The organism is Labilibaculum manganireducens (assembly GCF_002843385.1).
Classification (GTDB): domain Bacteria; phylum Bacteroidota; class Bacteroidia; order Bacteroidales; family Marinifilaceae; genus Labilibaculum; species Labilibaculum manganireducens.
The window spans coordinates 1-15,487 of the sequence record NZ_MVDE01000041.1 but is presented as its reverse complement, the minus strand read 5'-3'; the positions used below and the strand labels follow the sequence as shown (position 1 = coordinate 15,487).

Genomic DNA, 15,487 nt, shown 5'->3' with positions numbered 1-15,487 from the left:
TTTACTGATCTAATTTGATGTTTATGAGAATTACAAAGCAATATTTTTCAATTGTACTCTTTCTTTTCATCTTCTGTTTTAAAGGTTTTTCCGCTAATCAGAAAGATATTTTAGTCTTAAATTCCTACCACAATGGTTTAAGCTGGACCGACTCCATCGTATCAAGTATCAAGCGGGAGCTTTCAACGGAATCATCCTATTCTGTTTACATAGAGGATATGGATACAAAAAGATATTTCTCCCAAAACTACTTGAATGTACTTGCCAAATTTTATCAGGAAAAATATAAGAATAGAAAATTCGACTTAATTATATCTACAGACAACAATGCTTATGATTTCTTATTAGAATATAAGAATCAGATTTTTGGCTCTGTGCCTGTATTGTTTTGCGGTTTGAACTCAACTATTGACGTTCCGAAAGGCTACAGCGGAGTTTTCGAAAATATGAATTTTTGTTCTACCATTGATCTCATTAAAGAAAATCACCCAAAGTTTTCAGAACTTGTTATCGTCAGCGACAAAACCACCACAGGAAAAGCCATGGTACAATTTGTTGAAGATGATATCAAAAATATGGAAGAATTGATTCCTTACAGAATCATTCAACCAGATCATATGCCGAATCTTCAAAAAGAACTCTCCTCGCTGGATAAAAATTCGATTGTTTTATATCTGCTTTACAATAGAGATTCTGAAGGGAAGTATTATACTTACGAAGATAGTTTTAGAGAAGTAATACCTTATTGCAAGGTACCAATTTACTGTGTTTGGGATTTTTACATGGGTCACGGGGCTGTAGGAGGAACATTAATTACGGGTAGAAATCAAGGAAAACAAGTTACCGAAATGGCAAAAAGAGTTCTATCAGGTACTAGTATAGATGATATTCCTTCCCAAAATGCAAAATACGAGAATTGTTTTGACTACAAACAACTAACACAATTCAATATTGACAGATCGAAACTCCCTAAAGATTCCCGTATTATAAATGAACCATACAGTTTTGTCCGCGAAAACAAAGAAATTGTTATTCTAACCCTAACAGTATTGATTCTTCTTACAATTATTATCATTGTGATGACCATTAATATGCATTTACGAAAGGTTCGTGCTCAAAAAGAAAAAGCTCATTTGCTGGAAATAAAAGCCAATCACGAAGAACTAAAAATTGCTAAGGAAGCAGCCGAGGAATCAAGTAGATTGAAATCGGCATTTTTGGCTAATATGTCGCACGAAATCCGAACTCCAATGAATGCCATTTTAGGTTTTACCGATCTATTGGCCGGTGATGATGTAGAAAAAGAAAAACGTACCCGCTTTATCTCAATTATTCAAAGAAACACAAAACACCTGCTTCGCTTAATCAGTGACATACTGGACATCTCGAAAATTGAGACCAATCAATTAAAAATTGTGAAAAACAAATGTGTTCTGGATAATCTATTCGTAAATCTGAATGAAATTTACGAAGCTATACTGGACTTGCATGATAATAAAAATCTTTCCATTATAACTACTGTTCCTGATGATAAAAGCATCACTGAATTCAATACTGACACAATGCGTTTGGTTCAGATTTTCAATAATTTAATCGAAAATTCAATAAAATTTACCAACATAGGAACAATTGAAATTGGATATGATATTAAAGGAGACTTCCTCCGGTTTTTTGTGAAAGACACAGGAATCGGTATATCTGAAGACAAACAAAAAATTATTTTCGACCGTTTCCGTCAGGCTGATTTAAATGCTGATACAAGGAAATATGGAGGTACCGGATTGGGATTGGCAATCAGTAAAAGTCTGGTTGAGCTTTTAGGAGGCGAAATTTGGTTTATCTCGAAACCAAATGAGGGAACCACCTTCTATTTTACCATTCCGTTTTAAAAATAAAGGCGGACATTTCTGTCCGCCTTCTGTATTCAATTCCTTATTTAAAAGAAATAGTACAAGCCTACCGAAATTCTTGTATTTCCTACCCAATGGGTATTCTCAACTTCGGCTTTCTCAGTAACATCACCGTAAGCTGCTGCTGTATATTCTACTTCCAATTCCATCTTCAAATTCTCGAAACGTTTCGCAACCCGTGGCGCAATACGATACAATTCTCCAATATCTTTTCCCCGGCTATAAATCATACCTGGAATAACCTTATCATCAGCACCCATATTTTTTGAATAACCGGCATGTAAGGCCAACTCAAAATTATTTTTAATGTAAGAAACATCAGTCCATGTACCTAAAACCTTTATACCTGTATAACTGGCTTCATTAGTCATAGGATTTAAACTTTTCGCTGCATATCCACCTAACATTAACACATCAGTTAAGTTGGTGCCGTAAGTAGTTTGAGTCTTAAAAGTAATTGGTTTTAAATTCAATTTATAAGATGCAACCACAGCCCACGACGAAAGTGTTTCATCATTCTTCCATTTAGTTAAGTTACCATCTTTTAATGATCCGGTTGTACTTGTTAAAGATGGTTTGATGTTTTTAAACTCTCCACTTAGTCCAAACACATGCTTTCCTGCATAGTAATGAACCAGTCCCTGAAGAATAGGCAATCCTGAATTTCTTAAATATTTGTTACTCGCTCCGTCGGGTCCGGTACTTGTATAATCACGCTCCGATGCAATAGCTGCCAACAATTTCCAATGCTCTGTTTTGTACGTTAAACGCAGCTGAGGATTACGCGCAAAAGCTTTGAACGGCAATCCGGCATTGGCACCAACTGTAGTTGGAAAGATTTCAGCATCAAATAATGGTGACCATGTTTGTCCTATTAACAAAGAAGTCTTGCCCCAATCCAAATTCACAAAAGCGTGACGCAAACGCAACCCGTTCACATCCGATTCTGCATTGCCGATAAACTCTGCTTCCAATAAACCGTTGGTCTTCGCTCCTAAAATTTCAGGACCTGCAATTTTTGCATTTACACGCGACTGAATAACAGCCATATTATAAACGCCGCCTTTGTTCATGTCCTTTCCGGCAGCATCCAAATCTTCATCTTGTGGGTAAAGTAATATGAATCCCTCCCGGGCACTAACTGTTTGACGGGTATCGTAGGTAAATAAAGAGTGTACATAACCTCCGAATTTCACCTTAATTTCGTCTTTCTTCTCTTGAGCATTAAGCTTAGGGATGCCAACACAGAAAAGTGCTAAAAGTAGTAGGTAGTTAATTTTTTTCATAGATTTTATCAGTTTTTTTGCGCCGCAAAGATATACAGGAATATTAGTTTATAAGAATATTATAAAACAGCTTTTCATTTGCAATAGATCGTTAGATTTTAGATGTGAGATATTAGATCGATTTGCAGTGTGCTTATTTTCAGATCTTTATACTGAAATACACATTAAGCAAATCATCTTGACAATCAGATACTTACAAAAACTTAACAAAGCATTTTAAAAGAATTTCAAAAAAAATAAAGAATTATCTATTATGCAGATATCTCAATATTCCTGATAAATAATTAACGGACCACCTTCAAATTCAATTCGGAAACTGTCCCCCATCGATTCATTTAGGGTTCCCTGATTCATCAGTTCCAGTTTTTGCTCTGTTAATGCATATCGTAAGTTGGCTGTAGAAATTAAAGTCTCCGAATTGGGAGAAAATATTGAAACTTGCTGACGAGTGTAACTGTCGAAATTTTTTGAACGAAGAAGCGGTGTAAAACAACCATAATTGGTAAGCATTCTCACACGAATTTTTTTTGCGTATTGCGGCAGTAAAAACACATTTCCAATCATATGATCGTCACGCTGTCCGGTTGCTCCCACAATAATAACCTGAGAAAATTTATTTTCCAGACACCAGTTAATGGCTTTGGTTAAATCATTACTGTCCTGATTGGCAAAATGGTGAATGATATCGCGGTATTTCCATTTCATTTCCGGATTTAAAGAATCCAGGTCGCCTACAATTGCGAAAGGCTCAATTCCAGCTTCATCCAATTTATTGATTGCACCATCGCAGCAAACAATATATTTTGAGGATTTTAATTCGTTTAAAGGAATTTTGTGTGTAGGGAATGAGCCATTAGCCAGAATTACCGCTTTCTTTTGCATGCTTACTTAATCTAAATCTTTCAGAATTTGAATTTTACCAAACACAAAAGTAATTATTCGCGGGAAATTGCTTCAGTATAAAGCATATCTTTTTTCCATTGAATATATCCTACCACTGCCAAAACAGTATAAAAAAAGAAAAGAACAGAAGTTGGATACAGTCCTTTATAGATATACAGCCCCAAAGAAACCGCATTTACAATTACCCAAACCAGCCATTGCTCTAAAATTTTCCGCGCCAGCATCCAGGTAGCAACAATACTCAAGGCTGTTGTAAAAGCATCCCAATATGGAATAGAAGCATCAGTATGAGCCACCAGTATATATGAGATAACAGCATAGATTAGCATGCTGGCTCCAAAAAGAATCAAAAACAATCCTTTGGATAATTTGGTCACCGGAATTTCTTTCTGACCAGCTCCTTTCGACCAAACAATCCAACCGTAAATACTAATAAAAACATAGTAGAATTGAAGAGACATGTCGGCATACAACTTGGCAATAAAAAACACATAAATGTACATCACCGAGGTTAAAAGCCCAACCGGCCACAACCATTTATTCTGTTTGATTTCTAAAAAAAGAAAGATTAAACCGGCAATGGTTCCAATTATTTCAATGATATTATCAACAATCCAATTCATTTCTGAAGCATATTAAAAAAACACCAGATTCTATGCAAGATAGAAACCGGTGTTCTGTATATCAAATAATTAAAATCTAAATGTTAATCCTGCCATGAAATTTGTTCCTGCCTGAGGGAAATATGCTTTCCAGGTTCCAGGAGTTCCATCTAAACCCTCGTTGTGTTCACCATAAGCATTGTTCTCATATTCTTTATCAAACAAATTATTGATCTGAACATTGAAAGCAATTTCTTTCATCCATTTTGGTTGAACGGTGTACTCGAAACGTAGGTTATTTACTAAATAAGCATCAATCTTACGATCTTCGTTTGATGTGTTATCGAAAAACTGCTCGCCTACATATTTGCTAATAAAGCTAACTCCCAACCCCTTTGCAGGGTTCCAATTTAGAATACTGCTACCCACTACTTCCGGAGAATAACTGATATCAGTCTCGCCAAGTTTTATAGCTTTCACATCAACTTCATCCCAATCTCCATCAATCACACTTACATAATCTGTAAAATCTTTAATCTTATTTCGACTTAAAGTCAGATTAGCATCCCACTTCAAATTAGGAAGAAGCTGCACACCTCCAATAAACTCAAAACCGACACGATAACTCTTATCAACATTCGTCATAATTGCAGAACCTACATTATTCCTTTCACCAGTTGCAACCAACTGATCTTGATAATACATGTAGTAAATATTTACCCCAAATGTCGCTTTCGAAGATTTAAAATTATAACCTAATTCATAATCAAATAAAGACTCTGAACTTGGTAATCTTGTAATGTCTTCTTTAGCATCCTTAAAGTTAGTACGGGTTGGCTCACGATGAGCCAAACCAAAAGATAGGTAGACATTATTTCTATCGTTAATTGTATAAAACAATCCCATTTTAGGGTTGAAGAAATCAAATTTATGATCTTGAATCAATGGTTTCAAATCATCATCAATTCCATCCATCTCGTACGAAATATGACGATACTGAACATCACCATATACATTCAATTGATCACTCAATCCAAGATTGACTTTTGCAAAAGCATTGTAGTCTGTTTTTTTACCATTATTTAAATACCACTGGTAATCATTTATTATACCACCATTTTTGGCCCAAAGTATATTTCCAAAGTGATCTCCATCATAGTGATTCCAAGCACCACCTAATGAAGCATCTACACCTTTCTTCTTATAATTTAAAGAATATGTAAATCCATAAAAGTCATTCTTCAGCCATTTTTGACGAGTTAAATCTGTAGTACTTACCTCTTCAGCGCCATACTTTGGATTACTTAAACCATATTCTGCATAGCTTTCATCCGTCTTGTATTGCTCATAAAAACCTTTTCCCTTGGTATAATGCAAAGCTGCATTCATATTCAAAGCTGAATTCAACTCCTGAGAATAAAACAACTGGTAATGAGTTTGCTTGTAGTTATCGGTTTGATTATCGTAGAATTTCGTATTGCCATCTTTATCCTTATACTTCCCAGCTGGGTTGTATTTTCTACCTTTGCCATCCATATCATCATTTCCCCACCAGGAAATACCTGTTTTCTGATCACCGCTCATCACATTAAACTTCAGCATACTTTTTTCTGTATAGTAAGTTCCACTAACAAAAAAAGATTCATGATCCGAGAATGCACGATCAACAAAACCATCTGATTTTAAACGGGAATAACGAGCATCAAAACTAAACTTGCCGTCAATTAGCCCTGTTCCTACTTTTACTGTATTCCTAAACGTATTATATGAACCTGCAACACTTTGCACCTCTGCATAAGGATCTGCATTAATAGTTTCTGTCTGAAAATTAATGGTCGCACCAAAAGCTGCAGCTCCATTGGTAGATGTTCCTACTCCCCGCTGAATTTGAATGTTATTTACCGAAGATGCAAAATCGGGCATATTTACCCAAAAAACACCTTGTGATTCAGAATCATTCAAAGGAACACCATTAATCGTTACATTAATTCGGGTAGCATCTGTTCCTCTAATTCTCAAGGAAGAATAACCAACACCATTACCTGATTCAGAAGCCTCAACCAATGAAGGAGTCAAACTTAACTGATAAGGAATATCCTGTCCTGTATTCTGCCTTCTTACATCATCCCCTGAGAGATTTGTAATAGCAACCGGAACCTTATTGCCCGCACGGGTAGCAGCAACAAGAACCTCATCGGCCATAATGGCAGATGCTTCCAAATTAAAGTCAATTTCTTCTGACTTACTCAGCTTCACTTCTTTTTGAGCACTTTCATAACCCAAAAATGAAACCACAAAACTGTAGTTTCCTTCTTTTAAATTCTGAAACCTGTATGTACCATTCGAACTGGCAACGGTTCCTAAATAAGTTCCTTTTACTGCGATTGTGGCACCCGGAAGTGCTTTTCCTGCTTTATCGGTAACTTTACCGGTTAAGGTAAGTTGAGAGAATCCAATAAAACATACAAATTGCAATAAAATTAACACTGCTGCTCTGCGTAAAACACAGTTCATCTTTCTTGTAAACATTGTTTATAAGTTAAAACGTTAATAATATATTGCAATGAGGTTGTAAATAAGATCAGGTTGGCGAAAAGTTAATTCGCAATTTTCCCTACGCCGGCATTATCCGGATCAGGTTTAAAGGGTATGATCTCAGCCTGTTATTTAAGGCACCCCACTGTGATTTTGCCACAAAGGTAATCGGAAATAGTTCAAAAACAAAAGAGCCGGCTAAATGCCGGCTCTTCCTAAAACCTAAACTTTAATTTTTTCAACCCTATTTAATTGATTCAGGTGCATTAACACCCAAAACATCCTTTATAGCTTTTACAAATGTTTCTTTTGGTAAAGCTCCCTGTGCCATTGTTGGCTTTCCCTTAACAGGAATAAATAAAAAACTTGGTATGCTTTTAATTCCAAACGCCCCGGAAACCATTGGTGATTTATCGGTGTCAACTTTGTAAATCTGAATGTCCTGTCCATATTCCTTTTGAAGCTCTTCAAGCACAGGCGCAACACGTTTACACGGACCACACCATGTTGCATAAAAATCAACGATTACAGGTTTATCCCCTTTAAAATTCCATTCTTTACTATTTGTAAAATCAAATACCTTTTCCTTAAAACTATTATCATCCAAGTGAATGACTTCATTTGCTGTCTGAGAAAATGCACTTAAGTTTATCATTGCTACAAACAATGCAAAAAATATTTTTTTCATCTTTGTTTCTTTACAGAGGTAACCCAACAAAAGAACAACCCCTCGTTCAACTTCTTTTTTTATTATTACTCTCTTACAAAAATGATACTTTTTTCAGAACCATCATTATTATCCAGGAGCTTTAATAAAATTTTAAGCTGCAAACATTATTAACCTACACCAAGAACCTCTGAAAATGCCTGCTTAAATGATTCTTTTGACATAGCACCCTGTGACATCTGTGGCTGCCCGTCTGTAGGAATGAACAACAAAGACGGAATGCTCTGAATTCCAAACATTGATGCCAACTCACGTTCTTTTTCAGTGTCAATCTTGTAAATATCCAGATTATCACCATACTCTTCCTGTAATTCCTCTAAAATAGGAGCAACAGCTTTACATGGACCACACCAATCTGCATAAAAATCAACCAAACAAGGTCGGTTGCCTTCAAATTTCCAATCTTTATTTTGTTCGAAATTGAATACTTTCGCTTTAAATGTTTCTACTGTCAAATGTTCTACCATAACCTTCAATATTAAAATAATACAATCATTCTACATGTATAAATATACATATTTATATCTTACAATTCGTATGCCAAATTCAAAATTTGCTTGTTTTTATAGATTCCATCTAAATAATTGTAATTTTGTCAGCGCAATGAATCAGGGATTTATGAATTTAGGCTCCTGAAGCACATGATTTAGAGTAAACTGTTTGAAAAAAAGTAAAGTGAAAGAACATTTAAAACACCCTATATTTTCAATTATTTCCAAAATTGTAACCCGTGAAAATCTCGAGAGTTATGTAATTGGAGGTTTTGTAAGAGATTTATTTTTACACCGGGAATCAAAAGATATTGATATTGTAGTTATTGGAAGTGGTATTGAACTTGCCCAGAAAGCAGCAAAAGAAGCCGGAGTATCAAAAGTTTCCATTTTCAAGAACTATGGAACGGCAATGCTAAAGTACAAAGATCTGGAAATTGAATTTGTTGGTGCCAGAAAAGAATCTTACAATCGGGATTCCAGAAACCCTATTGTTGAAGACGGTACGCTCGAAGACGATCAAAAAAGAAGGGACTTCACAATTAATGCTTTGGCTCTTAGCCTGCATCAGGATAATTTTGGAGAGTTGCTCGATCCATTTAATGGAATTAATGATTTAAATAATAAAATCATTAAAACACCAATGGAACCAATAATAACATTCTCTGATGATCCTTTGCGAATGATGAGGGCAATACGTTTTGCGACTCAACTTAACTTCACAATATCGAAGGAAACTCTTGAAGCTATTCGTACCAATAAAGATCGAATTAATATCATCACAAAAGAAAGAATTATCGAGGAATTAAATAAGATAATTCTTTCAGATAAACCTTCTATCGGATTTAAGCTGCTGGATGAAACGGGCTTGTTAAAATTAATATTTCCCGAATTTGTTAGACTAAAAGGTCGGGAAACCAGAAAAGGAATCAGTCATAAAGACAATTTCTACCATACACTTGAGGTCCTTGATCAATTAACTCCAAAATCAAATAATCTTTGGCTGCGATGGTCGGCTTTGCTGCACGATATTGCCAAACCGAATACCAAGAGATTTGTGGATGGAATTGGATGGACGTTTCATGCTCATAATTTTATTGGTGAGAAAATGGTGCCTGGTATTTTTAAGAAAATGAAATTGCCCTTGAACGAGAAAATGAAATTTGTTCAGAAAATGGTACTTCTTCATATGCGTCCCATCGTATTGGCACAAGAGGTGGTTACCGATTCTGCAATTCGAAGATTGCTGTTTGATGCCGGCGATGATGTAGATGAATTAATGAAATTATGCGAAGCCGATATCACTTCTAAAAATGAAGAAAAAGTGAAAAAGTTTCTCGATAATTTTCAATTGGTACGAAGGAAACTAAAAGAGGTGGAGGAAAAGGATTCTGTTCGTAACTTTCAGCCACCAATTGACGGACAGGAAATTATTGATATTTTTAATTTATCGCCATGCAGAATAATTGGCGATATTAAAATGGCTATAAAGGAGGCTATTCTTGATGGAGTAATTCCCAATGAACATGATGCAGCCTATCAGTTTATGCTGAAAAAAGGAAAAGAACTGGGACTTGAACCCATAAAAAAAAGCAACAAAAAAGAACCTTTGGATTAGTCCGAAGGTTTTTTTTAACTTACAACCTTTGCATGCTAAACAGCATCATAAAATATAATAATAATATCTATTTTTGCGGCCTGAAAAAAAGAAGAAAGCACCCCACTAATAAAGTATTCAGGAATGGCATATGTTGACAATACAATGATAATCAGAAGAGATCTTCTGGCAAGAATGGCAGATCTTTTTAATGAAGGGAAATTAATGGAAGGACTTGATAGAATTCCTCTTGAAATGGCCCCGCGCAGAAGCCCTAAATCTGATCGTTGCTGTATTTTTAAGGAACGTGTAATCATTAAAGAAAAATTGATTCCGCTTTTAGGTTTCGATTTGGATGAATATACAGACGAACTTAAAACTCTGGCTTCGTATGCTGAAGAAGCACTTGAAAGAAAAAATCCAATCAACAAAATATTGACGGTTGTTGATGAGGCGTGTACTTCTTGTGTAAAGAATAGTTACATCGTAACCAATCTTTGCAAAGGTTGTGTTGCACATCCGTGTATGATGAACTGTCCAAAGGAATCCATCAGCTGGAATGCAAACGGTCAGGCTCAAATCAATCCCAAAACCTGTATTAATTGTGGTATTTGCATGAGTGTTTGCCCTTATCATTCCATTATATACATGCCTGTACCTTGCGAAAATGCTTGTCCTGTTGGCGCTATCACCAAAGATGAGTATGGTATTGAACGGATCGATGAAGATAAATGCATTGATTGCGGCAAATGTATTACGGCTTGTCCTTTTGGTTCAATCATGGAGAATTCTCAGATAATCGATGTGATGAAATCCATAAAAGAGGAAGAGCAAGAAACCGTTGCCATAGTTGCTCCTGCTGTTCTTGGACAATTCCACTCTAAAATAGAGAATGTATTGGGTGCTATCAAGAAATTGGGTTTTACAGATGTGATAGAAGTTGCTAAAGGTGCAAATGTAACTACTGAAAATGAGGCCGACGAATTACTGGAACGTCTGGCGGCAAAAGCCCCTTTTATGACAACTTCCTGCTGTCCTGCTTATGTTTCTGCTGTAGACAAGCATATACCCGAAATGAAAAAATACATTTCACATACCAAGAGTCCGATGTATTATGCCGCAGAGATTGCCCGAGCAAATTATCCAAAGGCAAAAATTGTATTCATTGGGCCATGTATTGCCAAACGCCGGGAAGGAATGAATGATCCAAACGTAGATTACGTAATGACATTTGAAGAATTATCGGCTCTTTTTAAAGGTTGGAAAGTTGAGATGGAAATGGAAAATTCAATAAATCTTGACAAAAGTATTTTAAATCACGGAAGAGCTTACGCTGCAAGTGGTGGTGTGGCACAATCGGTACTTGAACTTAAGCCTTACGTTAACATTAAACCTGTAATTGTAAATGGTCTTGACAAAAAGAAGATTAATATGCTGAAAGCATTTGCTAAAACAGGCAAAACAAGCGGTAATTTTATAGAGGTAATGGCTTGTGAAGGTGGTTGTATTTCCGGTCCAAGTTCGAATTTCGATCCGAAAACGGGCAGTAAATTATATGAAAAAAATCTTGCAGATATTATTTCTGCAGAATAAATAAATTATTAAAATGGCTGCCAACATCTATTGACAGCCATTTTTATTTCCTCCACAAGTCAAGAATAATAGGAAGATGGTCGCTAAAACCATCATTAAATTTATATCCAACAAAACTCCTGAAAGGTTTTTCTCCAAAATAAGTATTATCAGTTTCCAATAAGAATTCGGGTTTAAAAAGACTCATATTATCTGGATCGCAATACAAAAAACCAGACTTATTAAGCAAAGCTCCTGATACAATAAATTGATCGAGCATTCCCCATTTCCCTTGATATTTATGACTCCCTATTCCTGTTTTGTTTAAAAATAAATAAGCCAAATTGTATAATTTATTATCGCAAATTTCTTTCTCCGGAGATAAAGCATTCAGCTCTGTTTGTAAAGATCTGTTATCCGGATAATCATTAAAATCGCCCATTATTACAATCAAGGCATTGCCGTTATGATTAACAATCTCAGATACTTTTCCTTTCAGCAAATGTGATGCTGATATTCTTCTATTCTCGGACTCCAGCTGGCCTCCCCAACGCGAAGGCCAGTGATTTACAAAAATATGCAAAGTATCATCTGTATTTGTTTTCCCCTTTACATAAAGAATTTCCCGGGTAGTTGAGATTGAATCTCCCTCATAAATCAATTTAATAAATGTCGTATCGATGGGATGAAATGTTTCAGGCTGATAAATTAATGCCACATCTATCCCTCTCCTGTCCGGCGATTCGCGATGAATAATTTGATATCCTGCTTTGTTCAGATATCCAATTTTAAACAAACCATCTAAAACAAATCGGTTCTCAACCTCGCAGAGTCCAATTAAATCGGGAAACTCCCAGCCACCCGCCGCTAAAATTACCTTAGCCACTTTTTGTGATTTTTTCTGATATTTTTCCCATGTCCAATTTCGCTCTCCCCTTGGAAGAAATTCATTATCCAGCGTAAGGCTGTCATCAAAACAATCAAAAAAATTCTCCACATTGTAAAACATCAACCTAAAATCACCTCGTATGCCTTCCTCCAATCCATCGATGACAGATTGTGCCAAACTAATTCTCGCACACAAGAACAGGCAAATGATTAGGATTAGAGAAAACTTCATATTATTTAATTTCTGAAAATTCATAACATCCCATATCCGGGGCAACATCATTATCTCTGCGATTGCCTGCCAAATCAAAAAGATAGGTCGATATAAATTCAATACTTCCCTTATTTATAGCTGACGATTGCTCACTCAAGCTAAAATCAAGCTCTTCGGAATTAAGAAAATCAGGATCTTTATTAAACAAACATTCAGTGAATGTTGAAGCATAATCAGTCTGGGCTGAATTGCTCAATTTTAAGAGAGAATTCTGAACCAAAACATTTGCTGTTTGATCAAATTCCAACTCATCAGATCTATTTCCATACAGAATACTATTTCTGATTGTCAAGCCCTCTTCGCCAAGACCATTGTATGAGATAACTGCCTTTGAACGGACAGAAAAAAACCACGAATTATAAAAAGTTGAATGAGATATCAAACAAGAACCATACTCTTTTAACCGAACACACTCCTCACCACAATTACTGACCAGCATATCATGAGCAGCAATAATAGAATTTGATGCCAGTAATCCATTCCCCGTAAAATTCCGAATAATTCCATACTCAATCAAAATTGGATTGTTATCCAATATGGTTTTAGGAAAGCTTAATCCATTAATGCCGTTTTCGAGAATAAAATGACTGAGAAGATGAGTCGTACTTTCATCGTAAAAGTAGATTCCATCCCATTGACCGGGAACATTTTTGTACAATTCCTCTAATCGTGAACTTCCGAAATAAACAGGTTTTTGAAAACTTCCTTTTACCTCAAAATTACCCTTAACATGAAGTGCCGCATTCTTCTTGAAATAAACCATTGTTCCCTCATAAACTATCAGGTCAACACCTTCATCAATCCAAACAGGCTTCGTAACAAAATAAGGCCGATCTCCCGTCCAAATCGTATTTTTAGTAATATTACCATCAACTATATATACATCCTGCGCAAAAGTCTCAAAAATCACTTCCTGCACCTGCCCGTTCAGTTCAAACTTCAATTGGTCTTTTAATAACCGGGGAGCATTCTCATCTTTTGCTTCAAGACCTACCTCAACAAAAATAAAAAGGCTGTCTTTGGCATCAAGTTTAATATCCATCAAATTGTTCGACTGAATTCCATTCACATTTAGTCGATATGGTGATTCTAAATTTTGAAGGTATAAGTGCGAGATATTAATTGCGTTAGATGAAGTATTCTTCACCTTTAACTGCTTGGTTGTTGAACCAAAGCCAGTGAATAATGTATCAAATGCAAGTGTATCCGCTGAAAATGTCAATCTAAAATTTGGATCGGTCGTAAAATTCTCATCTTGGTCGCAAGAAATAATGAGAAATGAGATGACAATAAAAAACAGAAGTCGATAGAATTGCATGGTTTACTTGTTTAAATCGAACTTGAAGATATAAAAAATCCGGTATTTTATGTAAAAATACCAGATTCAAGTTCTTCTAAAATTTTTTAAAAAAAGATATAACTTTTACTGTTTCTCTTGTATCGGGAAGTTTTTGTTTTACTGAAATTTCGATCAGCAGCTCTTCTTTCTCTCAATCTACTTTCCCTCTTCATTTTATTTGGAATGTCGAAATTGAATTTTAGGTGTTTTATCTCATAATTGTAACAGTTCCCTTCATTGGTTTTTCTTCATCTATTTTAATGACATAATAATACGAGCCAATCGGTAAATTACCATTTCCATCGGATCCTTTCCAAGGTGTCCCCTTGTATTCATTTCCCGAGCCACTGAACTTATAAATTGCTTTACCCCATCGGTCGTATATCACAATTTTCAATTTCTGCACCAATTCAACCCGTTCAATACGCCAGCTATCATTAAAGCCATCAGCATTCGGAGTAAAAGCTCTAAGAAGGTTTTCTTTCCAATAATTCAATATTATTGCTTTCTGTCCTATATCAGCCGAATTTACACTGCACCCATTGGCATGATCAATTACCTCAACACTATATTCGCCCGGATATTTAACCTCTATACTTGAAGTAATTTCCCCTGTGGACCAAATATAACCTGCTTCTCCCTTAGTAATTGCTGTGGCATTAATTATAATACTTTCAGCAGAGGATAAACTACCTGAAAGTGGAGAAAGTGAAACTATCGGAACTGCTACGTCTTCTGTAATAAGTATTGGATCAGAAAGCACATTGCATTGGAGATCTTCATCCGAAACTTCAACTGCATACTCCCCTTCCTCTCCATTTCCTATCTCTAAAACAGAAGCCGTTTCCCCAGGGATTAAGTCATTATCTTTAAACCATTTGTAATAAATTTCCCCTTGTACTTTCGCTCTCGCTGTCAAATCAATATTCTTTACACCGCAGGTTAATTCTGTTGCTGAAGAACTTAGTTCAACATCTTCCACAATGGTAAATACATCTACATTTTGTGCAACTCTACTGCTATTGCCATTGCCATCATCAAATGTCCAATTGACAACATAGCTGCCTTCGGTGTTATAAGTCAATGGATCCAATGTAGTTCCCTGTATCTCTCCTGCACAATCGTCGTTAGCTATTGGCACAGCAAGACTAATGGTACACATGCCGCTTACATCATCCAAAACCGGAGCGATGGGTGCAGTTACATCATCAACGATTACATTTTGAGGAACCGTGGTGCTGTTCCCGTTGCCATCATCAAAGGTCCAATGAATAACATGAGTTCCCTGAGTAGTATAGCTTAAAGGATCGGTTGTTGTGCCTGTGATTGTTCCCGAACAATTATCACTTGTTGTTGGAGGAAC

The 15,487-nt window shown here is 35.9% G+C and carries 12 protein-coding genes and 1 riboswitch; of the genes, 3 read left to right on the top strand and 9 right to left on the bottom strand.

What is annotated here, in order from left to right; all coding sequences use genetic code 11:
• The first annotated feature begins 23 nt into the window (after positions 1-23).
• Entirely contained in the window at positions 24-1,889 is a 1,866-nt protein-coding gene (locus BZG01_RS18640; RefSeq protein ID WP_180327390.1) for a sensor histidine kinase, read from the top strand.
• A gap of 47 nt (positions 1,890-1,936) precedes the next feature.
• Here the strand turns inward: BZG01_RS18640 and BZG01_RS18635 are convergent, their stop codons facing one another.
• From BZG01_RS18635 to trxA (BZG01_RS18610), 6 genes are all read right to left on the bottom strand, one after another.
• A complete protein-coding gene (locus BZG01_RS18635) occupies positions 1,937-3,196 on the bottom strand; it encodes a hypothetical protein (RefSeq protein ID WP_101311354.1) in 1,260 nt (419 codons plus the stop codon).
• A 264-nt stretch (positions 3,197-3,460) separates the two neighbouring features.
• On the bottom strand, positions 3,461-4,078 hold the full coding sequence (locus tag BZG01_RS18630) for a thiamine diphosphokinase (RefSeq protein WP_101311353.1): 618 nt from the start codon (positions 4,076-4,078) through the stop codon (positions 3,461-3,463).
• A gap of 53 nt (positions 4,079-4,131) precedes the next feature.
• On the bottom strand, positions 4,132-4,722 hold the full coding sequence (gene pnuC, locus BZG01_RS18625; RefSeq protein WP_101311352.1) for a nicotinamide riboside transporter PnuC: 591 nt from the start codon (positions 4,720-4,722) through the stop codon (positions 4,132-4,134).
• A gap of 69 nt (positions 4,723-4,791) precedes the next feature.
• The gene (locus BZG01_RS18620) at positions 4,792-7,230 is read right to left on the bottom strand and encodes a TonB-dependent receptor (protein WP_245870428.1); all 2,439 of its coding nucleotides are present in this window, start codon (positions 7,228-7,230) and stop codon (positions 4,792-4,794) included.
• A gap of 64 nt (positions 7,231-7,294) precedes the next feature.
• Positions 7,295-7,391: riboswitch (TPP riboswitch) on the bottom strand.
• Positions 7,392-7,480: 89 nt separating this feature from the next.
• Positions 7,481-7,924: a thioredoxin gene (gene trxA, locus BZG01_RS18615; protein ID WP_101311351.1), complete on the bottom strand. Its 444-nt coding sequence runs from the start codon at positions 7,922-7,924 to the stop codon at positions 7,481-7,483.
• 149 nt (positions 7,925-8,073) lie between these two features.
• Entirely contained in the window at positions 8,074-8,430 is a 357-nt protein-coding gene (trxA, locus tag BZG01_RS18610; RefSeq protein WP_101311350.1) for a thioredoxin, read from the bottom strand.
• A gap of 208 nt (positions 8,431-8,638) precedes the next feature.
• Between trxA (BZG01_RS18610) and BZG01_RS18605 the strand changes: the two genes are divergently transcribed.
• Together BZG01_RS18605 and BZG01_RS18600 are read left to right on the top strand one after the other, a co-directional pair.
• Positions 8,639-10,072, top strand: coding sequence for a CCA tRNA nucleotidyltransferase (locus tag BZG01_RS18605; protein ID WP_101311349.1), 1,434 nt, complete (start codon positions 8,639-8,641; stop codon positions 10,070-10,072).
• Between the two features lie 123 nt (positions 10,073-10,195).
• Positions 10,196-11,644 (top strand): monomeric [FeFe] hydrogenase, encoded by a 1,449-nt coding sequence (locus tag BZG01_RS18600; RefSeq protein WP_101311348.1) that lies wholly within the window; start codon positions 10,196-10,198, stop codon positions 11,642-11,644.
• A 43-nt stretch (positions 11,645-11,687) separates the two neighbouring features.
• Here BZG01_RS18600 and BZG01_RS18595 read toward each other — a convergent pair whose 3' ends face one another.
• The 3 genes from BZG01_RS18595 to BZG01_RS18585 form a co-directional block, all read right to left on the bottom strand.
• Positions 11,688-12,743 (bottom strand): endonuclease/exonuclease/phosphatase family protein, encoded by a 1,056-nt coding sequence (locus BZG01_RS18595; RefSeq protein WP_143470953.1) that lies wholly within the window; start codon positions 12,741-12,743, stop codon positions 11,688-11,690.
• A 1-nt stretch (position 12,744) separates the two neighbouring features.
• Positions 12,745-14,103 carry a choice-of-anchor Q domain-containing protein gene (locus BZG01_RS18590; RefSeq protein WP_101311346.1) on the bottom strand — a complete coding sequence of 453 codons (1,359 nt, stop codon included), beginning with the start codon at positions 14,101-14,103 and terminating at the stop codon, positions 12,745-12,747.
• A 229-nt stretch (positions 14,104-14,332) separates the two neighbouring features.
• Positions 14,333-15,487, bottom strand: a 1,155-nt coding sequence (locus BZG01_RS18585) for a T9SS type B sorting domain-containing protein (protein WP_143470952.1), incomplete at its 5' end; no start/stop codon positions are given.